Below are 19,979 nucleotides of genomic sequence, written 5' to 3'. Positions count from 1 at the left end.
GCTATCCCGGCGATCCCAGCACCGATAAGGATTCCACCATGTCGTTCCTCGATAGCATCCTCGGCCAGGTCGGTTCGAACGTCGACATCAAGAACCTCGCCGAAAAGGTCGGTATCTCGCCCGAACAGGCCGAAAGTGCCGTAGCGGCACTCGCCAAGGCGCATCCGCAACCCGGCGATACGGTCGATGCCGCAGCCGCCTCGACCGGGCTCGATTCGGGGATCCTCAGCCAGATCGTCGGCCATATCGGCGGCGAGGGCGCGCTCGGTCAGTTCGCGAGCATGCTCGGCGGCGCAGGCGGGAACGAAGGCGGCGGGATCATGGACAAGATCGGCGGCCTCGCCGGCGGTCTGTTCGGCGGCGAGAAGAACTAGGCCAGCGGCTCCACCAGCAATACGTTCCCGGCCGCGCCTGTGATCCGCACGCGTGCGCCGGCGGGCATGTCGGGGCCCTTCGCGGTCCACGCGCCGTCGCCGACCCGTACGCGGCCTTCGCCCGCGACGATCGGCTCGGACACCTCGACCGTCCTGCCGATCAGCTTGGCGGTGCGCTCGTTGAGGCCCGACGGCGCGGCGGTCGACGGGCTGCGGTGATACCAGCGCCGCCCGATCGTCACCGCGATCCGCTGAATATCGCGAACATCAGCGCCTGGACGATCGGGTGCAGATCGGGCGCGGCCAGCATGACGAACCCGGTCACCGCCGCGCCGGCCGCGACGAAGATCAGGAAGAAGCCCGGTGCCGCGAGTTCCATGATCGCGAGCATCAAGGCCGCGGCGAGCCATGCCTCGCCGACGCCGAGCGTGATGCCGAACAGGGTCATTGCCGCCCCCGCGTCGCCGGCACCGATCCGCCGCCGTCGGGGCGCGCCGCGTTGCCGATGGCTTCCTTCGCGAGCTCGCCGATCCCGCCGAGCGTGCCGATCAGCTGGGTCGCCTCGACCGGGAACAGGATCGTCTTGGCGTTGGGCGACGTGGCGAATTCGCGCACCGCATCGACATATTTCTGCGCGATGAAATAGTTGAGCGACTGGCTGCTGCCCGCCTCGATCGCATCCGACACCATCTTGGTCGCCGCCGCTTCGGCTTGGGCGGAGCGCTCGCGCGCCTCGGCGTCGCGGAATGCGGCTTCCTTGCGGCCCTCCGCTTCGAGGATCTGCGCCTGCTTCTGCCCCTCGGCGCGGTTGATCTCGTTCTGCCGCGCGGCTTCGGATTCGAGGATCGTCGCGCGCTTCTCGCGCTCGGCCTTCATCTGTCGCGTCATCGCGTTGACGATGTCGGCGGGCGGACGAATGTCCTTGAGCTCGACGCGCGTGATCTTGACGCCCCATGCCTCGGTCGCGTGATCGACCACGGTCAGCAGCCGCGTATTGATCTCGTCGCGCTTCGACAGCGTTTCGTCGAGATCCATCGAGCCCATCACGGTGCGCAGGTTGGTCGTCGAAAGCTGCATGATCGCGACGTACAGGTCGCTCACTTCATAGGCCGCCTTGGCCGCGTCGAGCACCTGGAAGAACACGACGCCGTCGACCGCGACCATCGCATTGTCCTTGGTGATGATCTCCTGGCCCGGAATGTCGAGCACTTGCTCCATCATGTTCACGCGTCGGCCGATCCGGTCGAAGAACGGGATCAGGATGGTGAGCCCGGGGTGCGCGACGTTGGTGAACTTGCCGAACCGCTCGATCGTGTACTGATAGCCTTGGCGAACGACCTTGATGCTGCTGACCATGAAGATGAAGACCAGGAAAAGCAGCAATCCTGCAATGACGAGACCCATGAGACTCCCCCGAAACCACGCCCCGGCACGCCGCCGGGCGTGTGCCGATAGTAGCAGAACCGCGGCGCGGTTATAGCGAAATGCGACGTGGTTCGACGGCGTGGGCTGGCGTGTCGCGGAGACGTTGTTTACATGGCCCGCCAACCTTCGATTCGACAGATTGGCGCTCCCATGGACATCCGGCTCGGCCTGACCTTCGACGACGTTCTGCTGGTTCCGGCGGAATCCGAAGTGCTGCCGAGCGAGGCGCAGACCGCGACGCGGCTGACGCGCGACATCTCGCTGGCGATCCCCGTGATCTCTTCGGCGATGGACACCGTGACAGAGGCCGACATGGCGATCGTCATGGCGCAACTGGGCGGGATCGGCGTGCTCCACCGCAATCTTTCGGTCGAGGAGCAGGTCGCCGCGGTGCGCGCGGTCAAGCGCTACGAGAGCGGGATGGTGGTCAACCCGATCACGATCGCGCCGACCGCCACGCTGGGCGAGGCGCAGGCACTGATGGCGCACCACAAGATCAGCGGCATCCCGGTGACCGAAGCAAGCGGCAAGCTGGTCGGCATCCTGACCAACCGCGACGTGCGCTTTGCGGGCAACCCCAACCAGCCGGTCAGCGAGCTGATGACGCGCGAGGACCTCGCGACGGCATCGGTCGGGGTGGGGCACGAGCAGGCACGGCATCTGCTCCACCAGCGGCGGATCGAGAAACTGCTGGTGGTCGATGATGCCTATCGCTGCGTCGGGCTGATCACGGTCAAGGATATCGAGAAGGCGGTCAATTATCCCGACGCAACCAAGGACCCGGCCGGCCGCCTGCGCGTCGCGGCGGCGACGACGGTCGGCGACAAGGGCTATGAGCGGACCGAGGCGCTGGTCGATGCCGAGGTCGATCTGGTCGTGATCGACACCGCGCACGGCCACAACCGCGACGTCGCACGCGCGGTCGAGCGGGTGAAGAAGCTCAGCAATTCGGTCCAGGTGATCGCGGGCAACATCGCCACCGCCGAAGCCGCCAAGGCGCTGATCGGCGCGGGCGCGGACGGGATCAAGGTCGGGATCGGCCCCGGCTCGATCTGCACCACGCGGGTCGTGGCGGGGGTTGGCGTGCCCCAGCTGACCGCGGTGATCGACTGCGCGGAGGAGGCCGCCAGGTCGGACACGCCGGTGATCGCCGACGGCGGCATCCGCACCTCGGGCGACATGGCGAAGGCGCTCGCGGCGGGCGCGTCGACGTGCATGATCGGTTCACTGCTCGCTGGGACCGAGGAAGCTCCGGGCGAGACATTCCTGTACCAGGCCCGCGCGTACAAATCGTACCGTGGGATGGGGTCGGTCGGGGCGATGGGCCGCGGCTCCGCCGACCGTTATTTCCAGGGCGACATCAAGGACCAGATGAAGCTGGTGCCCGAAGGGATCGAGGGCCAGGTCGCGTTCAAGGGACCGGCGAAGGACGTCATCCACCAGCTCGTCGGTGGCATCCGCGCGGCGATGGGCTATACCGGGTCGCGCACGCTCGACGATCTGCGGTCCCGCGCGCGCTTCGTGCAGATCACCGGAGCGGGGCTGAGCGAAAGCCACGTCCATGACGTGACGATCACGCGCGAAGCCCCGAACTACCCGACACGATGAAGATCGGGCGATGACACCCGCCGCGCGCACGCAGGCGGCGATCGAGATTCTCGACCAGGTGATCGACGCCGCCCGCGCTGGCGGGGCGGCGGGCGACACGCTGATCGCGCGCTATTTCGCGACGCGGCGCTACGCCGGGTCGAAGGACCGGCGCGCGGTGCGCGAGCTGGTGTACGCCGCGATCCGGCGCGCGGGCGAAGCGCCGGAGAATGGGCGCGCCGCAATGGTCGGGCTGGCGCGCGACGACGATGCCATTGCCGCGACGTTCGACGGGTCGCCCCACGGTCCGGCGCCGATCGCGGCGGACGAGCCGTCCAGCAAGGCGGGCACCGTGCCGGCCTGGATCGGCAAGCGTTTCAAGGCGTCGGAGATCGGCCCGGCCGAAGCCGCTGCGCTGGTCGAGCGCGCGCCGCTCGATCTTCGGGTGAACGTTTCCCGGGGAGGGGATCCCGCCACGCTATTCGCCGATCTGGGCGCGAAAGCAATTGCCGGCCTACCCAACGCGCTGCGGCTGCCGTCGGGCACGGCGATCGAGGCAACCGACGCGTTTCGCAGCGGGCAAGTCGAGGTACAGGACGCCGGTAGCCAGATGGTGACGCTCGCGGCGCGGGTAACGCCGGGCATGGCGGTGATCGATTTGTGCGCCGGCGCCGGCGGGAAGTCGCTGGCGCTGGCCGCGATGATGAACAACGAGGGCGCGATCCTTGCCACCGATACCGATCGCGGCCGCCTGTCGCGGTTGCCGCCGCGCGCCGAACGCGCCGGCGCGTCGATCATCGAAACGCGCCTGCTAAATCCGAATACTGAGGCTGCAGCGCTCGCCGACTGGACTGCACGCGCGGACGTCGTGCTGATCGACGCGCCGTGTTCGGGTACGGGCACATGGCGCCGCAACCCCGAGGCGCGCTGGCGTCTGACACCGGCGCGGATCGAGCGGCTGGTCGATACCCAGCGGCGCTTACTCGGCGTCGCGGTGCCCTTGGTCAAGCCGGGCGGCGCGCTCGTCTATATCGTGTGCTCGCTGCTCGACGAGGAAGGCGCGGATCAGCTCACGCATTTCCTGTCGGCGCACCCCGACTGGACCGCCGAACCGCCCATCCCGTTTGGCCGTCCGCGCGGCGCCGGCGTGCGGCTTACACCGGCGCATGACCAGACCGACGGCTTTTTTGTCGCGCGCCTTGTGCGGCCATGCTAGCCGGCTGACATTGTGCCTCGAGTGGAGACGATCATGCGCCTGTTCCCTGCCGCGCTTGCTGTAGCCTTTGCGGCATTGAGCGTTTCGACTTCGTTGCACGGCCAGCCCGGCGACAAGCCGATCGATGCGCGGTCGATGGCGTTGCTCGCGCAAGGGCGCGCGGCGGCGGCGGCGGGCAATCTCGACCGTGCGACCGACCTGATCGAAACGGCGCTCGCGGTCGACCCGCGCAACCGCGCGGCGTTCCTGGTGCTGGCCGATGTTGCCGAGCGCCAGCAACTTCCCGGCAAGGCGATCAAGCTCTACCGCGAAGCCCTGCTGATCGAGCCCGACGATCCCGCCGCGTTGCGCGGGCAGGGCGAGGCGCTGGTTGCCAAGGGGGCGATGGGCCCGGCGCGCGAGAACCTCGCCAAGATCGTGGCGCTGTGCGGAAAGAAGCCATGCCCCGATGCTGTTGCACTGACCGCGGCAATCGCGAAAGGCCCGCCGCCGAGTGCGGAACCGACCAAGGTACCCGAGACCGCCGCCGCTAAGTAAGCGCGCGCGCGACGCTGACGAATTCCGATACCGATAGCGTCTCGGCGCGGCGCGAGGGGTCGATCCCGGCCGCCGCCAGGGCGTCGATCGCGCCGGGCACTCCCTTCAGGCTCTGCCGCAGCATCTTGCGTCGTTGACCGAAGGCCGCCGCGGTGACGCGCTCCAGCATCGCGAATTGAACGCCGGCGGGAGGCTCGATCGGCACGATATGCACCACCGCCGACATCACCTTGGGCGGCGGCGTGAACGCCGAGCGGTGCACGGTTATCGCGATCCGCGCGCTCGATCGCCACTGCGCGAGCACCGACAAACGACCGTAGGCATCGTTCCCGGGAGCCGCGACGATGCGGTCGGCGACCTCGCGCTGGAACATCAGCGTCAGGCTTTGCCACCATGGCTGCCATTCCGCCGACAGCCAGCGCACGAGTAGTGCGGTGCCGACATTATACGGCAGGTTGGCGACGATGTGCGGACGGTCGGCGAACAGTGCAGGGGCGTCGATCTCCAACGCATCGCCCTCGATCACCGCGAGCTTGCCGGGATAGGCGGCGGCGAGTTCGGCAAGCGGCGGAATGCAGCGCCGGTCGCGCTCGATCGCGAAGACTTTCGCGCCCGCCGCGAGCAGTGCGCGCGTCAATCCGCCCGGGCCGGGGCCGACCTCCAGGACCTCGGCATCCGCCAAATCGCCGGGCACCGCCGCGATCCGCGTGAGCAACTGACCGTCGAGCAGGAAGTTCTGCCCCAGCGCTTTCGATGCCGACAGCCCGTGCCGCGCGATCACCTCGCGCAGCGGCGGCAGCTCGGTCGCGGTCACGCGGTGACGAGCGCGTCGAGGCGCCGTCGCGCGGCATCGGCGGCGAGCCGGATCGCGGCGATCATCGCGCCCGGCTCGGCGCGGTCCTGCCCGGCGATGCCGAACGCGGTGCCGTGATCGGGCGATGTCCGGATGATCGGCAAGCCGAGCGTAATATTCACGCCCTCGTCGAAGTGGAGCGTCTTGAGCGGCACCAGCGCCTGGTCGTGGTAACAACAGATCGCAGCGTCATACGTCGCGCGCGCGCGCCCATGGAACATCGTGTCGGCGGCGAGCGGCCCGGTCGCGTCGATCCCTTCCGCTCGCAACGCCTCGACCGCCGGCGTGATTATGTCGATCTCCTCGCGCCCGATCGCCCCTTGCTCGCCAGCATGCGGGTTGAGTCCCGCGAAGGCCAGCCGCGGGCTCACGATGCCGAAATCGCGGGCAAGCGCGCGCGCCGTCACGCGTGCCTTCGCGATCAGCAGCTCGGGGCTGAGCAACCCGGGCACCTCGCGAAACGGGACGTGGGTAGTCGCGGGCACGACGCGCAGGGTCGGGCCGGCAAGCATCATGACGGTCGCGCTCGAAGCCACGCCGACGCGCTCGGCGACGAACTCGGTTTGGCCGGGGTGCGTAAAGCCGATCTGGTACATCTGCGCCTTCGACACCGGCCCCGTGACCAGCGCGGACGCCGCGCCGGCGCTGGTCAATCCGGTCGCCAGTTCGAGCGCATGGAGCGCGCACCGCGCCCCGTCGAGATCGGGATGCCCTGGCACGACCTGGCTCGCGCATGCGACGCTCAACAGTGGTAGCGCGTCGTCGAATGCCGCTGCCGCTTCATCCGGCCCGGCGATCCGCTCGACCGGCCCGCCCCAAACGGCAGCGATCGCGCGCGCATCTCCCACCGCGAAAAACGGTGCCAGCCGCTCTTCGCGACGCCGCGCCCAGGCCTTGGCGACGATCTCCGGGCCGATCCCCGCCGGATCGCCCATCGCGACCGCCAGCGGGGAGAGAATGGTCACATCGTCGCTCCGGTCAGCGATATTCGATGATCGCGTCGCGCCGCAGATCGCGCAGGATCTTGGCGGCGCGCAGATTGACGCGTTGCTGCTCCATCTGATCCTGCACCTGGCCCGCGCTGGGGAGGTTGCCGCCCGGCGCTTCGTCGCGGCCGCACAACACGAGCGAGCTGACGCCTTCGGTCGGCGATCCGAACGGCGGCGTCGCCTGACCGACCTGCATGTTCAGAATCATTTCCTGCAAAGCTCCGGGCAAATCGCGGACGGTCAGCTGGTCGTTGTCGACCACTTCCGCACCGATGCCGGCGGCCGCCTTGCCGACGCTGCCGCAGCCGTTGATGCTCTGGACCGTCTTGGCGAACTCGGCCGCGCGCGCCTGGGCATCCGCCTGGGTGGTGCCGGCGGGGAAGGAGATCTTGATCTGCTTGAGGCTGAGCCGGGCGGCGCGCGGATCGGCTTCGAGCACCTTGCGCTTGTCGACCAGATACAGGATCGAAAAACCGCCCGAATTCTCGATCGGCCCGGCAAGCTGACCGACTTGCATCTGGTTGGCTGCGGTTGCCAGCTCGGGGGGCAGCGCCGCCGGCCGGACCCAGCCCAGTTCGCCGCCGGACGGCGCCGTCGTCGTCTCCGACATGGTCCGGGCGTAGTAATCGAAGGGCGCCTTGCCGGCCTTCATGTCTTCCATCGCCTGGCGCAAAGCACCAGTGACGGCGGGGACGCGGTCCGGGGTCGCGGAGACGAAAATCTCCTTCAGGTGAAATTCGGGCGTGCCGCGCGCCGCGTTCATGGCGTCGAGGATTTTCTTGACCTCTTCATCGCTGACACTGATGCCGGGCGCGACGCGGCGGCGCAAGTAACGCTGCCAGACCAGTTCGCCCTCGATCTGCCGCCGCACCGACCGGGCGGACGAGCCGACCGACCGCAGATAGGGCCCGAACTCCGCCGGCGTCTTCTGGAAGTTCGCCGCAACCTTGGCGTACGCCTGGTCGAGGTCGTCGGAGCTGGCGGTGATGTCCTCGGTTTTCGCCTGCTGAATCTGCAGGGCTTCGTCGATCAGCCCGCGCAGAACGGTGAGCCGCAATTGCTGCTCTTCCTCGGGCTTCAGCTTGAACTGGTTGGCGAGGATGATCAGCGCCATCCGCTGGTCGACGTCGGTGCCGGTGATCACCGTGCCGTTGACGATCGCGGTGGGCTTGCGGACGTTGGGGTCGAGCTTGCCGAAGATCTGGAGGTTCTCGGGAATGTCGAGCCCGGTTTGCGGCACCGAGGCATCGGGCACGGTCTGCGCCAGCGCGACGCCGGCGACGGCAAGCATGGCGGTTCCGGCAAGGGCGCGCAGCGCGCGCGACGTCGAAAGAAGTGTCACGTAATCAAAACCCCATGGCCATACGGGCGCACCCGAAAAATCCCCGTGCGCTTGCCCAATGTCGGATGAACCTCTGCTTAGCGGCTTAGCGCCCCAAGTTCTTGAACGCCAGCGTCAACAGGAAGCTGTTGCCCGCCCGCGCGTCGCCGGTCGTCTGGTAATCGCGCCGCCAGGTCAGCCCGAGGCGAAGGCAGTCGTCCTCATACTCCACCCCCAGCCGGTGCCGGACCGGATCGAACCCGTCGGCCAGCGACGTCGGGTCCTCGTTCTTGTCGGTCAGGTCGATCGTCGCCGATCCGAAGATCGACCAGAAACGGGCGAACCCGACTCGCCCGCCGACCCGCGCTTCCTCGCGGTCGCGCAAATCCTCGAGCGTGGGGGCGATGTTGCGGTTGAGCCGGAGATAACCGAGCAGCAGATACGTCCGCTTGGTGCCGACCGTCGCATCGATTTCGTTGCGGCGGATCGCGAGATTGTCCTTGTCGAGCCGGTAGCGGTGCACGAACGACACGAAATCGCGAATACGCACTTCGGTCCGCCCGACGATGTCGGACCAGCGGTCGGTCAGACCCGTGCCGTCGGGGAAGATCGTCGGCTTGCTTGACAGGCGATAGCTTTCGCCGATCGTCGCGCTGATCGCGACACCGGGTAACGTGAGCGCATAGTCAAGCCCGATCGTGAACCGCGTCGAATCCTCCCAGCGGTCGTAGCCGGGGAAGCGGTTGAGTGCGAAGAGGTTCGAATCCTCGAGATCGACCGCGCGCGCGTCCTCATTGGGCACCGACAGATTGCCGGCGGGCGGCGAGGCGACGATCTGGAAGCGCGGGGTAAGACGCTGCATTCCGCCCATGAACGGTCCGACCAGCGGCCATTGGATGTCGAGCGCGAGTGCCGCGATGGCGCGGGTATGGATGCCGCTTTGGCCCCGATAGCTCGCGACCGTGGTGGCGGCGATATCGCTCGCGTTATACACATCGCCGCGCGCGTAGGCGGTCAGCGTTACTTCCTGTCCCCACGGCGTGATCCGCCGCAAGTCCCACTGGGCGCTCGCGAAGGCGCGCTGCGTGTCTTCGCCGGCGGTGCGCGTGATCGCCAGCGTGTTGAGCTGCAACGCGACACGGCCGCCGAGCACGTCGTCGATGCGGTGGCGGAAATCGATTTCGGGCAGCGCGATCGGTTGCAGCCCCTGGCGATCTCCCAGCCGCAGCGTCTGCACCGCCCAACCGGTTATCCCGAGATAGGTGTTGGGATCGATCCGCTCGACGCTGATCGTCGAGCGCAGCCGGTCGTCGTTCGAGATGTCGTAGCGCCGCAGGAAGGTGCGGTCGGTGGTCAGCCGCAGCGATCCGCTGACCGACCAATAGGGGTCAAGCTGGAACCGCGCGACGCCGTCCAGATAGCCGCGAAACGCGCTCGTCGTGCTGAGCGGCGTCGTCGCGAGGAAGTCGGTCTTGGGCGACACCGTGGCATAGCCCGTGATCCGGTACGCGCCCAAGCTGTTGAGCGCCTCGTACTGGACCTGCGCCATCGGCGCGACGCTGGTGAAGACGTGCGGCGTCACGGTCAGCCCGCGATTGGGCGCGAGCCGGAAATAATAGGGCACCGCGACTTCGAAGCCGTTGGTCCGGGTATAGCGCAGTTCGGGGCTCAGCAGACCGCTGTCGGCACCTTCGCCGACCGGGTTGGACAGCTTGGGCAGCGGGATCGTCGCAAAGCCGAACAGGTTGAAGCGCGCGCCGGTGTAATAGATGCGCTTGCGGTCGGGGCGGTACACGACCTTCACCGCGGTAATCTTCCACGACGGGTTTTTCGGGCAGCCGTGCGAATCGGTCACCGCGCACGGCGTGTAGGCCGCCCTCTTGAGCGTGACGGTGCCGTTCTCGTCGCGGTAACCCTTGACCGCAGCAAGCCGTCCACCCTGCTGGAGCACGACGAGCATATTGTCGACCACGCCGTCCTTGAGCGAGTCGGTCAGGTCGATCCGATCGCCGTACGCGACATCGCCCTGCGGGTTGGTGACCGCGATATTGCCGGTCGCGACGACCTTCCCCGTCTTGCGGTTCCACACGACCTGATCGGCGCGCAGCTTGTCGCCCTGGCGGTACATGCGCACATCGCCGGTCGCGGTGACGGTATCGCTGTCATTGTCGTATTCGAGCGTGCCGGCGGAGAATTGCACCTGGTCGGGGTCGGCCGGCGGCGGCGTCTCGGCCGGGGGCGGGGGTGCCGCCTGGCGATCCTGCAGGTCCTGCGCGCTCGCCGGGGGGGCGACGCCCAGCGCGAACAGCATCGCCGAGCCGGCCAGGAAAGCGGAACGCGTGAAGTTCACCAAACACCCTTTGTCGCGGCGGCGCCCGCCCTGAACGGACCGCCCGCCAACCCTATCGCATCGCCGCCCGATAACCGCAATCGACGCTTTGCCTGTGCGGCATTAGCGGCCTAGAGAAGCGCGTCCAACGTCCTTTCGCGTTAATTGATTGAGGTTTGCCTTACCATGAAGATCGAGTTCGCCGCTTCCCTTCCTCAAGACGCGGAGGTGGTCGTACTTCCCGTTGCCAAGGGCCAATTGGACCAGACGTTGGTGGCATTTGGTGGCCGCGAAGTGCTGAAAGCAGCGGCTGCGGCAGCAAAGTTCGACGGGGAAGCCGGCGCGACGATCGAGAGTTTCGTGTCGGTTGGCGAGCACATCAATCGCATTGTTCTGGTTGGTGTGGGAGATGGAGAGGACTCGGATTGGGAGAAGGCGGGCGGGGCGGTCACTGCGAGACTGCTAACGAACGCCAAAAGTATTGCGATCGATCTTGAGCACAGTGCTCACTCGCCTGAAGGGGCGGCGCGGTTCATCGGGGCTTTGGCGCAGCGAGCCTGGCGGATCGACACGTATCGGACCAAGCTGCCCGAAAAGCAGAAAGCCACATTGGCCTCGGCCACGATTGTGCCGTTGGTCGATGCGGACAAGGAACACTGGGCGCACCAGAACGCCGTTACCGCCGGGCTCGATCTCACCCGCACGCTCGTGTCGGAGCCGCCGAACATCGTCTATCCCGCGAGCTTCGTCGACCGCGTCACCGCCGATGTCGAGGGGCTCGGCCTCGAAATCACCGTGCTCGGCCCCAAGGAGATGGAAAAGCTCGGCATGGGGGCGCTGCTCGGCGTGGCGCAGGGCTCGACCCGCGAAGGCCGGCTGCTCGCGCTCAAATGGAGCGGCAAGGGCAAGGGCGATCCCGACCTCGCGCTGGTCGGCAAGGGCGTGACGTTCGACACCGGCGGCATCAGCCTCAAGCCCGGCGCGGGCATGGAAGACATGAAGTGGGACATGGGCGGCGCGGGCGCGGTCGTCGGCGCGATGAAGGCGCTCGCCACGCGCAAGGCGAAGGCGAACGTGATCGGCGTGTGCGGGCTGGTCGAGAACATGCCCGACGGCAACGCAATCCGCCCCAGCGACATCCTGACCAGCATGTCGGGCCAGACGATCGAGGTGCTCAACACCGACGCCGAGGGGCGGCTGGTGCTGTGCGACTGCGTGACCTGGGTGCAAAAGACGCATCGCGTGAAGACCATCGTCGATCTGGCGACTTTGACCGGCGCGATGATCATCGCGCTGGGCAACGAACATGCCGGTCTGTTCTCGAACGACGACGGGCTGGCCGATCAGTTGCTCGCGGCGGGGAAGGCGTCGGGCGACCTGCTGTGGCGCTTCCCGATCTCCGACGCGTACAACAAGCTGATCGACTCGCCGATCGCCGACATGAAGAACGTCGGCCCGCGCGGCGCCGGGTCGATCACCGCCGCGCAGTTCATCGGGCGCTTTGTCGAGGCGGGCGTGAAGTGGGCGCACCTGGACATCGCCGGGATGGTGTGGGCCGACAAGCCCGGTGCGACCTACGACAAGGGCGCGACCGGCTATGGCGTGCGCCTGCTCGACCGCTTCGTCGCGGACAATTTCGAGAAATAATGCAGGTCGATTTCTACCATTTGACCGTCACCCCGCTCGAACGCGCGCTACCGCGTATCGCCGAGCGCGTGGTGGCGGGCGGGGGGCGACTGCTGATCGTCAGCGATAACGACGCGCAATGCGGTGCGATCGACAAATTGTTGTGGAGCTATTCGGCCGAAAGCTTCCTGCCGCATGGGCTGGCAGGTGATGAGGACGCTTCCCAACCGGTGCTGATCGCCAACGACGTATCGGCGGGCAATGGGGCAACGAACATCGCCCTCATCGACGGCCAATGGCGCGACGCGGCGCTCGGGTTCGACCGCGCCTTCCACTTCTTTGACGCCGACCGCATCGCCGACGCGCGCGAGGCTTGGAGGGCGCTTGCCGATCGCGACGGGATCGAGCGACGTTACTGGAAGCAGAACGACGCCGGAAAGTGGCAGCAGTCCGCCTGAGGCTTGCGCGTTTTGCACGCGGCGCTTAGGGAGCCGCCAGTTTCCCCAGCCCCAACCAAAGGAGCGAGCGACCGCCATGGCCGCCACACGCACGTTTTCGATCATCAAGCCCGATGCCACGCGCCGCAACCTGACCGGTGCGGTCACCAAAATGCTGGAGGACGCGGGTCTCCGCGTCGTCGCGTCGAAGCGCATTCACATGACCAAGGAGCAGGCCGAGGGCTTCTATGCGGTGCACAAGGAGCGCCCGTTCTTCGGTGAGCTCGTCCAGTTCATGACCTCCGGGCCCGTCGTGGTGCAGGTGCTCGAAGGCGAAAACGCGATGCAGCGCAACCGCGACATCATGGGCGCGACCAACCCGGCGAACGCCGAGCCCGGCACGATCCGCAAGGAACTCGCCGAATCGATCGAAGCCAACACCGTCCACGGGTCGGATTCGGACGAGAATGCCGCAATCGAGATCGCGTATTTCTTCAAGCCCGAAGAAATCGTCGGCTGATTAGCGACAGCCGACGGGGCTAGCTCGCCGGCCAGCCCGCCTTCCACAGCGCGTCGATCCGCGCTTGCGACCCGCCGCGTTCGTGGAGGCGCATGCCGAGGATGTGCAGGTCGCGGCCAAGCGGCGGCACCCGCCCATTCGTGCGCCACACGATATCGAACACGCCAGTCGTGCTGAGCGGCGTGTCGTCGTCCATGTAATGGACCGTCAGCAGCACCGGCAGCTTGCCGGTCTGCGAGTCCGCGCCGCCATCGGTCGCCTTGAGCAGCGCCTTTTCGTACCAGCCGGCGGGGATCGTCTGCGTCGCACTGGTCTGCGGAGCCACGCCGAGATCGCTCGGGAAGGTGACGCTGATGTCGCCCAGCGTGTGGCGGTCGTCGGCGGTGATGACGATATCCTTGCCGTGCAGCGACGAGCGCACCGCGTAGCGCGCCTCGCTCTGCGCTGCGGCGGTCTTTTCCGCCTGCTTGTCCGCTTCATCCGCCTTGCGGTCGTGCCACGTCATCCACAGGCTGACCGCCGCGATGATCAGCCCGGCGACCGCGACGAACTCGCCGAGATTGATCCAGCGGCGGCGCGTCGCAGCGGCTTCGGCCTTGGCCACCGCTTCGGTCGCCGCGACCTCCAGTTCGGGAGCGTCGCTCATCGCCCGCCCGCCTCGAGCAAGCGGCGCGGCGCGACCATTTCCCAGCTGATCGCGATGCGGTCCTCGACGCGCTCCCAGTCGGTGGCGTCGCCGTTCAGCTCCATCCCGATCCAGCCCGACGGGCCGAGATAGGGCGGGATGTGGTAGAAATCGGGGTCCATCTCGACGAGCATCGCCTGCTCCTCGCGGCCCGACGTCTTGACCATCACCGCGGTGTGCCCGTCGTTGTGATGGTTGTGCCAGACGTACGCGTAAACCTTGCCCTTCTCGATGTAGAAGGCGGGGGAGCCGTGCGAGAGTTTCTCCGCGGCCTCCGGATAGCCGAAGCAGATCGCGCGGACGCGGGCGAGGTCGGACTCGTAATCGGGGCTCATCGCGCCGCGAACTCTGCCAGAACGCGCGGGTAAAGGCGATGCTCTTCGGCGAGCACGCGCGCGGCGAGGGTTTCGGCGTCGTCATCGGGCAGGATCGGCACGCGCGCCTGACCGAGCACGTCGCCGGCATCGAGCTCTTCGGTGACGATATGGACCGAGCACCCGGCCTCGGTTTCACCAGCGCCGATCGCGCGCTGGTGCGTGTCGAGGCCCTTGTATGCGGGGAGCAGCGAAGGGTGGATATTGACGATCCGCCCGCGCCAGTCGGCGACGAACTCGTCCGACAGCAACCGCATGTACCCGGCGAGCGCGACGATCTCGACCCCGGCCTCGCGCAACGCGGCGCTCAGCGCGGCTTCATACGCCGGCTTGCCGATCCCTTTGGGCGACAGCGCGAAGATCGGGATGCCGTGCTCGAGCGCCCAGGTCAGGCCAGGCGCTTCGGGTTTGTCGGAAGCGACGACTGCGACCTCGTACGCCTCGCCGGCATTTTCGACGAGCGCCATCATGTTCGACCCGCGGCCTGAAATCAGGATGCCGACTTTTTTAGGCATGGTGCGTGGCCGACCAGTCGGCGCGCGCACTCCAGGTGCCGGCGGAGCCATGGACCGTACATCCGCGCTCGCCCGCGACGATCTCGCCGATCCGGAACGCTGTTTCGCCCGCCGCGTCGAGCGTCGCGATCACCGCATCCGCCTGATCCGCCGCGACGACTGCCGCCATCCCGACCCCGCAGTTGAACGTCCGCGCCATTTCCTCTGGCTCGATCGCACCTTGCGCTTGCAGGAAGGCCATCAGTCGGGGCTGATCCCAGGCACCAGCGTCAATGCGCGCGTGGGTACCTTCGGGCAGGACGCGCGGAATATTCTCCAGCAACCCGCCGCCGGTGATGTGCGCCAGCCCCTTGGTCCGCCGCTCGGCGATCAACGGCAACAGGCTTTTCACGTAGATCCGGGTCGGCGCCATCAGCGCGTCGATCAGCAACACGTCGCTGTCGAACAGAGCGGGGCGGTCGAGCTTCCAGCCCTTGTCTGCCGCGAGCCGTCGCACGAGCGAATAGCCATTCGAATGCACGCCTGACGACGCCAGCCCCAGGATCACATCGCCTGGCGCGATATCCTTGCCCGTCAGCACGCGATCACGCTCGACCGCGCCGACGCAGAACCCGGCGAGGTCGTAATCGCCCGCCGCGTACATCCCCGGCATCTCCGCCGTTTCGCCGCCGATCAGCGCGCAGCCGGCGATGCGACAGCCCTCGGCGATCCCCGCGACGACGCGGGTCGCGACGTCGTTGTCGAGCTTCCCGGTCGCGTAATAATCGAGGAAGAACAGCGGCTCCGCGCCCTGCACGATCAGATCGTTGACGCACATTGCGACCAGGTCGATCCCGACCCCGTCGTGTCGTCCGCTGTCGATTGCGAGTTTCAGTTTGGTACCGACCCCGTCATTCGCCGCGACCAGCAACGGATCGACGAACCCCGCCGCCTTCAGGTCGAACAACCCGCCGAACCCGCCCAGATCGGCGTCCGCGCCCGACCGCCGCGTCGCCTTGGCCAGCGGACCGATCGCGCGGACCAGCGCATTGCCCGCGGCGATCGACACCCCCGCGTCGGCATAGGTGTAGGGGCTGTTGCGGCGGTCGGGGTCGCTCATGCGCGGCCCCTAGCGATATCGCGCTTGGATTTCCACGGCTCCTTCGCCAAAAGGGCGCCCGTCATGCCCCGCACCCGCCTTTTTTTTCACGCCACCGCGATCGCCGCCGCCTTGGCGCTTGCCGGCACGGCGGGCATGGTCGCCGCGCAATCGACCGACACGATCGATACCAACGAGCCGATCGACACCTCGGGCAGTTACCAGGTCGACGGAGTCATGGTCGACGTGAGCGGCCCGACCGCCGAAGCCGCGCGCCACGCCGGATGGCGCCTTGCCCAGCGCAAGGGGTACGAGATGCTGGCGAAGAAGATGGGCGCCGGCGGCGGCGTGCCATCGGATTCGGCGCTCGATTCGATGGTGACGGGCATCGTCATCGAGAACGAGCAGATCGGCCCCAATCGCTATATCGCCAAGCTAGGCGTGCTGTTCAGCCGGGGCAAGATCGGCGGCATGCTCGGGCTCGCCGGGCAGGATGCGCGGTCTTCGCCGATGTTGCTGATCCCGGTCCAATGGTCGGGCGGCGCCGCGGTGGCGTTCGAGCAGAAGACCGCGTGGTTTGACGCCTGGGGCCGGTTTCGCGCCGGCGACAGCGACGTCGATTACGTCCGCCCGATCGGCAGCGGGCCCGACTCGCTGTTGCTCAACGAAGGGCAGATCGGGCGGCGCGACCGCGGCTGGTGGCGCAGCGTGCTCGATCAATATGCCGCGTCGGACATCCTGACTCCCGTCGTTACCCTGTCGCGGCAATGGCCCGGCGGCCCGGTCATCGGCACGTTCGAGGCACGGCACGGCGCCGACAATCAACTGATCGCGCGCTTCACGCTTCGCGTCGAAAGCGAGGATGGCCTGGGCGCGTTGCTCGACGCCGGGGTCAAGCGGATCGATACGATCTATCAGAATGCGCTCAAGGGCGGGGCGCTCGCGAGCGATCCGAGCCTTGCGTATATCGCGCCGCCGATGGCGACCCCCACGCCGACCCCGACGCCGACCGGCACGCCGAGCGACGTGACGACAGCTCCGACCGATACGCCGACCGCCAACGCGACGACGATGACGATCCAGTTCGACACGCCGACCGCCGGATCGGTCTCGTCGATCGAAAGCGCGGTGCGCGGCATTCCGGGCGTGAGCGGGGCCGCGACCACCAGCATGGCGATCGGCGGACTGTCGGTGATGCGGTTGAGCTACAACGGCGACCCAGAGGTCCTGCGATCGTCGCTGCAATCGCGCGGTTTCCAGGTCGCGGGGAGCGGCACGACGCTCCGTATCCGCCGCCCGGAGGCCAATCCGGGCGAATGAGCCAGCTCGGCCTGCCGCTGGCGTGGCCGCCCGGGCCCGGCGACGATGAATTCCTGGTCACGCCGTCGAACGACCATGCCTTCCATCTGCTCGAACGTTGGGCGACCTGGCCCGTCATGACGGCGTTGCTGGTGGGCCCGCGCAAGTCGGGGCGCAGCGTGCTCGCGCGCGTGTTCGCCAGCCGCAGCGGGGGCACCTTCATCGACGATGCCGACCGCCGGCCCGAGAAGGACCTGTTCCACGCTTGGAACGCCGCGCAGGCCGATCGCCGCCCGCAAGTCTTCGTGGCGGAAGCGGCACCCCCCGACTGGCGCATCACCGTGCCCGACCTGCGCTCGCGCCTTGCCGCCAGTCCCGTCGCGCGGATCGGCCCGCCCGACGATGCGCTGATGCGCTCGCTGCTCGAGCGCCAGTTCCTGCGCCGCCACCTCGATGCGCGGCCCGACCTGATCGATTGGCTGATTGCGCGGCTCGAACGCAATTTCGTCGCGGTCGAGCGCGCGGTCGATGTGCTCGACCAGGACGTGCTCGAGCATCGCAAGCGCTTGTCGATCCCGCGCGCCCGGACCACATTGGCGGCGGCGGGAATCATCGCCCTGCCCAGCGAGGATCAATGAGCCGGCCCGCCCATATCGCGCGTCTCGCCAATGACGATGACGACGATCCGTTCGAAGCGAGCGACGGTGGCGAACGCTATTTCAACCGCGAGCTGAGCTGGCTGGCGTTCAACCGCCGCGTGCTGGAGGAGGCATGCAACGAAGCGCATCCGTTGCTCGAACGGCTGCGCTTCCTGTCGATCTCCGGCTCCAACCTCGATGAATTCTTCATGGTCCGCGTCGCCGGGCTGATGGGACAGCAGAAGCAGGACGTCGAGCGCCGCTCCGCCGACGGGCTGACCACGCGCGAGCAATTGGCGCGGATCATCGAAACCGCCGACACGCTGGTCGAGGATCAGCGCGCGGTGTGGCGCGACCTGCGGCGCGACCTCGCCGCGGCGGGCATCCAGGTCCTGGGGTCGCGCCACATTGACGACAGCGTAACGCCGGAGGAAGCGGCGTGGCTCGAAAGCCATTTCCGCGACCAGATCTTCCCGATCTTGACCCCGCAGGCGCTCGACCCGGCGCATCCGTTCCCGTTCATGCCCAACAAGGGGTTGGCGGTGATCTTCGACCTGGTCCGCGCGTCGGACGGCGAGGAAGTACGCGAACTGGTGATGCTGCCGGCACCGATGGCGCGCTTCGTGCGGCTGCCGGGCGAGCCGGCGCGATATGTGGCAGTCGAGTCGCTAGTGAAGCGATTCTCCGGCATCATCTTCCCTGGATATGCCGTGGCCGGCGCCGCCGAGTTCCGCGTGCTGCGCGACAGCGATATCGAGATCGAGGAGGATGCCGAGGATCTCGTCCGCTACTTCGCCAACGCGATCAAGCGGCGGAGGCGGGGCAGGGTGATCCGGCTCGAGCTCGAAGCGGGCATGCCCGAGGCGTTAGGCGCGGTGCTGCGCGACGAACTGGCGGGCGGCGATGCGTTCGTCACCGAAAGCGGCGCGTTCCTCGGGCTCGACGATCTCGAAGCGATCATCGACGAGAACCGCCCCGACCTGAAGTTCGTCGCCTTCGCGCCGCGCTTCCCCGAGCGAATCCGCGAATTCGGCGGCGACTGTTTCGCCGCGATCAAGGCCAAGGACATCGTCGTCCACCATCCGTACGAAACGTTCGAGGTGGTGATCGAATTCCTCAAACAAGCCGCCGCCGACCCCGATGTCGTTGCGATCAAGCAGACGCTGTATCGCGCGGGCAAGCAGTCGGCGGTCATCAACGCGCTGATCGCCGCGGCGGAAAGCGGCAAGTCGGTGACCGCGGTGGTCGAGCTGAAGGCGCGGTTCGACGAGGAGCAGAATCTGCTCTGGGCTTCCGCGCTCGAACGCGCCGGCGTGCAGGTCGTCTACGGCTTCTTCGACTGGAAGACCCACGCCAAGGTGTCGATGGTCGTCCGGCGCGAGGCCGGCGAGTACCGCACCTACTGCCATTTCGGGACGGGCAATTATCACCCGGTCACCGCGCGCATTTATACCGATTTGAGCTTCTTCACGGCCGACCCGGACATCGGCCGCGACGCCGCGCAGATCTTCAACTACGTCACCGGCTACGTCGAACCGACGCTCAAATATGTCGGCATCAGCCCGCGCGACATGCGGACTCGGCTGACCGCGCTGATCGATGCGGAGATCGCCAGCGCGGACGAAGGCAAGCCGGCCGCGATCTGGGCCAAGATGAATTCGGTGGTCGATCCGGCGATCATCGAGAAACTGTACGAAGCGTCGAACGCGGGGGTCGAGATCGATCTGGTGATCCGCGGCATCTGCTGCCTGCGCCCGGGAGTCCCCGGCATCTCGGAGAACATCCGAGTCAAGTCGGTGATCGGGCGTTTCCTCGAGCACAGCCGCATCTGGTGCTTCGGCAACGGCAAGGCGCTGCCCAACGACGGCGCGAAAGTGTTTATCTCCTCGGCCGACTGGATGCCGCGCAATTTCGACCGGCGCGTCGAATATATGCTCCCGATCCTCAATCCCACCGTCCACGACCAGATCCTCGACCAGGTGATGGTCGCCAACCTGATCGACACCGAACAGAGTTGGATACTGCATTCGGACGGCAGCTACGACCGCGTCGAGCCCGGCGAAAAGCCGTTCAATCTGCACCGCTATTTCATGACCAACCCGTCGTTGAGCGGCCGCGGCGCGGCGCTGGAGGGCGGGGCGGTACCGAAACTATCGCTGACGCGGCGGCGTTAACG

21 protein-coding genes are annotated in these 19,979 nt (G+C 67.3%); 10 read left to right on the top strand and 11 right to left on the bottom strand.

The window, feature by feature from the left end:
* Window positions 1-38 precede the first annotated feature (38 nt).
* On the top strand, window positions 39-374 hold the full coding sequence (locus tag E7773_RS06475; protein ID WP_293989643.1) for a hypothetical protein: 336 nt from the start codon (window positions 39-41) through the stop codon (window positions 372-374).
* Here E7773_RS06475 and E7773_RS15560 read toward each other — a convergent pair.
* From E7773_RS15560 to E7773_RS06465, 3 genes are read right to left on the bottom strand one after another with little or no spacing between them, the layout of a single operon-like run.
* Entirely contained in the window at window positions 371-616 is a 246-nt protein-coding gene (locus E7773_RS15560; protein ID WP_363129996.1) for an NfeD family protein, read from the bottom strand. The two genes, E7773_RS06475 and E7773_RS15560, sit on opposite strands and share 4 nt — an antisense overlap.
* Window positions 613-822, bottom strand: a complete 210-nt coding sequence (locus tag E7773_RS15555) for a hypothetical protein (RefSeq protein ID WP_363129994.1) — start codon at window positions 820-822, stop codon at window positions 613-615. Before E7773_RS15555 ends, E7773_RS15560 begins: the two co-directional genes overlap by 4 nt.
* Window positions 819-1,778, bottom strand: coding sequence for an SPFH domain-containing protein (locus tag E7773_RS06465; protein ID WP_293989640.1), 960 nt, complete (start codon window positions 1,776-1,778; stop codon window positions 819-821). Before E7773_RS06465 ends, E7773_RS15555 begins: the two co-directional genes overlap by 4 nt.
* Window positions 1,779-1,949: 171 nt before the next feature.
* Here E7773_RS06465 and guaB point away from each other — a divergent pair, with 171 nt between their 5' ends.
* The 3 genes from guaB to E7773_RS06450 are packed head-to-tail and all read left to right on the top strand — an operon-like array spanning window position 1,950 to window position 5,139.
* On the top strand, window positions 1,950-3,407 hold the full coding sequence (gene guaB, locus E7773_RS06460; RefSeq protein ID WP_293989637.1) for an IMP dehydrogenase: 1,458 nt from the start codon (window positions 1,950-1,952) through the stop codon (window positions 3,405-3,407).
* A 10-nt stretch (window positions 3,408-3,417) separates the two neighbouring features.
* The gene (locus tag E7773_RS06455; protein ID WP_293989634.1) at window positions 3,418-4,602 is read left to right on the top strand and encodes an RsmB/NOP family class I SAM-dependent RNA methyltransferase; all 1,185 of its coding nucleotides are present in this window, start codon (window positions 3,418-3,420) and stop codon (window positions 4,600-4,602) included.
* A gap of 33 nt (window positions 4,603-4,635) precedes the next feature.
* Window positions 4,636-5,139: a tetratricopeptide repeat protein gene (locus tag E7773_RS06450; protein ID WP_293989631.1), complete on the top strand. Its 504-nt coding sequence runs from the start codon at window positions 4,636-4,638 to the stop codon at window positions 5,137-5,139.
* Here E7773_RS06450 and rsmA read toward each other — a convergent pair.
* From rsmA to lptD, 4 genes are all read right to left on the bottom strand, one after another.
* Window positions 5,132-5,953: a 16S rRNA (adenine(1518)-N(6)/adenine(1519)-N(6))-dimethyltransferase RsmA gene (gene rsmA, locus E7773_RS06445; RefSeq protein WP_293989628.1), complete on the bottom strand. Its 822-nt coding sequence runs from the start codon at window positions 5,951-5,953 to the stop codon at window positions 5,132-5,134. The genes E7773_RS06450 and rsmA overlap by 8 nt on opposite strands.
* Window positions 5,950-6,951 (bottom strand): 4-hydroxythreonine-4-phosphate dehydrogenase PdxA, encoded by a 1,002-nt coding sequence (pdxA, locus tag E7773_RS06440; RefSeq protein ID WP_293990003.1) that lies wholly within the window; start codon window positions 6,949-6,951, stop codon window positions 5,950-5,952. The genes rsmA and pdxA overlap by 4 nt, the downstream gene beginning before the upstream one ends.
* Window positions 6,952-6,970: 19 nt before the next feature.
* Window positions 6,971-8,272, bottom strand: a complete 1,302-nt coding sequence (locus tag E7773_RS06435; protein ID WP_293989625.1) for a peptidylprolyl isomerase — start codon at window positions 8,270-8,272, stop codon at window positions 6,971-6,973.
* A gap of 136 nt (window positions 8,273-8,408) precedes the next feature.
* Window positions 8,409-10,613, bottom strand: coding sequence for an LPS assembly protein LptD (lptD, locus tag E7773_RS06430; protein ID WP_293990002.1), 2,205 nt, complete (start codon window positions 10,611-10,613; stop codon window positions 8,409-8,411).
* Window positions 10,614-10,817: 204 nt separating this feature from the next.
* Between lptD and E7773_RS06425 the strand changes: the two genes are divergently transcribed.
* The 3 genes from E7773_RS06425 to ndk all read left to right on the top strand — a co-directional run bounded on the left by E7773_RS06425 (window position 10,818) and on the right by ndk (window position 13,214).
* Window positions 10,818-12,278, top strand: a complete 1,461-nt coding sequence (locus E7773_RS06425; RefSeq protein ID WP_293989622.1) for a leucyl aminopeptidase — start codon at window positions 10,818-10,820, stop codon at window positions 12,276-12,278.
* Window positions 12,278-12,715, top strand: coding sequence for a DNA polymerase III subunit chi (locus E7773_RS06420; protein ID WP_293989619.1), 438 nt, complete (start codon window positions 12,278-12,280; stop codon window positions 12,713-12,715). The genes E7773_RS06425 and E7773_RS06420 overlap by 1 nt, the downstream gene beginning before the upstream one ends.
* Before the next feature lie 76 nt (window positions 12,716-12,791).
* Window positions 12,792-13,214 carry a nucleoside-diphosphate kinase gene (gene ndk / locus E7773_RS06415; RefSeq protein WP_293989616.1) on the top strand — a complete coding sequence of 141 codons (423 nt, stop codon included), beginning with the start codon at window positions 12,792-12,794 and terminating at the stop codon, window positions 13,212-13,214.
* Window positions 13,215-13,233: 19 nt separating this feature from the next.
* Here ndk and E7773_RS06410 read toward each other — a convergent pair whose 3' ends face one another.
* The 4 genes from E7773_RS06410 to purM are packed head-to-tail and all read right to left on the bottom strand — an operon-like array spanning window position 13,234 to window position 15,887.
* The gene (locus E7773_RS06410; RefSeq protein WP_293989613.1) at window positions 13,234-13,860 is read right to left on the bottom strand and encodes a hypothetical protein; all 627 of its coding nucleotides are present in this window, start codon (window positions 13,858-13,860) and stop codon (window positions 13,234-13,236) included.
* Window positions 13,857-14,234, bottom strand: a complete 378-nt coding sequence (locus E7773_RS06405) for an MmcQ/YjbR family DNA-binding protein (protein ID WP_293989610.1) — start codon at window positions 14,232-14,234, stop codon at window positions 13,857-13,859. Before E7773_RS06405 ends, E7773_RS06410 begins: the two co-directional genes overlap by 4 nt.
* On the bottom strand, window positions 14,231-14,788 hold the full coding sequence (gene purN, locus E7773_RS06400) for a phosphoribosylglycinamide formyltransferase (RefSeq protein WP_293989607.1): 558 nt from the start codon (window positions 14,786-14,788) through the stop codon (window positions 14,231-14,233). Before purN ends, E7773_RS06405 begins: the two co-directional genes overlap by 4 nt.
* Window positions 14,781-15,887: a phosphoribosylformylglycinamidine cyclo-ligase gene (gene purM, locus E7773_RS06395; protein WP_293989604.1), complete on the bottom strand. Its 1,107-nt coding sequence runs from the start codon at window positions 15,885-15,887 to the stop codon at window positions 14,781-14,783. Before purM ends, purN begins: the two co-directional genes overlap by 8 nt.
* Window positions 15,888-15,950: 63 nt before the next feature.
* Here purM and E7773_RS06390 point away from each other — a divergent pair, with 63 nt between their 5' ends.
* Genes E7773_RS06390 through E7773_RS06380 form a run of 3 tightly spaced genes read left to right on the top strand, consistent with a single transcriptional unit; the run spans window position 15,951 to window position 19,977 of the window.
* Window positions 15,951-17,186, top strand: coding sequence for a heavy-metal-associated domain-containing protein (locus tag E7773_RS06390; RefSeq protein WP_293989601.1), 1,236 nt, complete (start codon window positions 15,951-15,953; stop codon window positions 17,184-17,186).
* Window positions 17,183-17,803 carry a chromosomal replication initiator DnaA gene (locus E7773_RS06385; protein WP_293989598.1) on the top strand — a complete coding sequence of 207 codons (621 nt, stop codon included), beginning with the start codon at window positions 17,183-17,185 and terminating at the stop codon, window positions 17,801-17,803. The genes E7773_RS06390 and E7773_RS06385 overlap by 4 nt, the downstream gene beginning before the upstream one ends.
* Window positions 17,800-19,977, top strand: coding sequence for an RNA degradosome polyphosphate kinase (locus E7773_RS06380; RefSeq protein WP_293989595.1), 2,178 nt, complete (start codon window positions 17,800-17,802; stop codon window positions 19,975-19,977). The genes E7773_RS06385 and E7773_RS06380 overlap by 4 nt, the downstream gene beginning before the upstream one ends.
* Window positions 19,978-19,979: the final 2 nt, after the last annotated feature.

Source organism: Sphingomonas sp., from assembly GCF_004799495.1.
GTDB lineage: Bacteria > Pseudomonadota > Alphaproteobacteria > Sphingomonadales > Sphingomonadaceae > Sphingomonas.
Note: the sequence above shows the minus strand (reverse complement) of the source record. Positions and strands in the feature narration are given on the sequence as shown.

Excerpts from the sequence above, each read along its gene's own strand:
- E7773_RS06475 (WP_293989643.1), top strand. The coding sequence starts at position 39 with ATGTCGTTCCTCGATAGCATCCTCGGCCAGGTCGGTTCGAACGTCGAC.
- E7773_RS15555 (WP_363129994.1), bottom strand. The coding sequence starts at position 822 with ATGACCCTGTTCGGCATCACGCTCGGCGTCGGCGAGGCATGGCTCGCC.
- E7773_RS06465 (WP_293989640.1), bottom strand. The coding sequence starts at position 1,778 with ATGGGTCTCGTCATTGCAGGATTGCTGCTTTTCCTGGTCTTCATCTTC.
- guaB (WP_293989637.1), top strand. The coding sequence starts at position 1,950 with ATGGACATCCGGCTCGGCCTGACCTTCGACGACGTTCTGCTGGTTCCG.
- E7773_RS06455 (WP_293989634.1), top strand. The coding sequence starts at position 3,418 with ATGACACCCGCCGCGCGCACGCAGGCGGCGATCGAGATTCTCGACCAG.
- E7773_RS06450 (WP_293989631.1), top strand. The coding sequence starts at position 4,636 with ATGCGCCTGTTCCCTGCCGCGCTTGCTGTAGCCTTTGCGGCATTGAGC.
- E7773_RS06435 (WP_293989625.1), bottom strand. The coding sequence starts at position 8,272 with ATGCTTGCCGTCGCCGGCGTCGCGCTGGCGCAGACCGTGCCCGATGCC.
- lptD (WP_293990002.1), bottom strand. The coding sequence starts at position 10,613 with ATGCTGTTCGCGCTGGGCGTCGCCCCCCCGGCGAGCGCGCAGGACCTG.
- E7773_RS06425 (WP_293989622.1), top strand. The coding sequence starts at position 10,818 with ATGAAGATCGAGTTCGCCGCTTCCCTTCCTCAAGACGCGGAGGTGGTC.
- E7773_RS06420 (WP_293989619.1), top strand. The coding sequence starts at position 12,278 with ATGCAGGTCGATTTCTACCATTTGACCGTCACCCCGCTCGAACGCGCG.
- ndk (WP_293989616.1), top strand. The coding sequence starts at position 12,792 with ATGGCCGCCACACGCACGTTTTCGATCATCAAGCCCGATGCCACGCGC.
- E7773_RS06410 (WP_293989613.1), bottom strand. The coding sequence starts at position 13,860 with ATGAGCGACGCTCCCGAACTGGAGGTCGCGGCGACCGAAGCGGTGGCC.
- E7773_RS06405 (WP_293989610.1), bottom strand. The coding sequence starts at position 14,234 with ATGAGCCCCGATTACGAGTCCGACCTCGCCCGCGTCCGCGCGATCTGC.
- purN (WP_293989607.1), bottom strand. The coding sequence starts at position 14,788 with ATGCCTAAAAAAGTCGGCATCCTGATTTCAGGCCGCGGGTCGAACATG.
- purM (WP_293989604.1), bottom strand. The coding sequence starts at position 15,887 with ATGAGCGACCCCGACCGCCGCAACAGCCCCTACACCTATGCCGACGCG.
- E7773_RS06390 (WP_293989601.1), top strand. The coding sequence starts at position 15,951 with ATGCCCCGCACCCGCCTTTTTTTTCACGCCACCGCGATCGCCGCCGCC.
- E7773_RS06385 (WP_293989598.1), top strand. The coding sequence starts at position 17,183 with ATGAGCCAGCTCGGCCTGCCGCTGGCGTGGCCGCCCGGGCCCGGCGAC.
- E7773_RS06380 (WP_293989595.1), top strand. The coding sequence starts at position 17,800 with ATGAGCCGGCCCGCCCATATCGCGCGTCTCGCCAATGACGATGACGAC.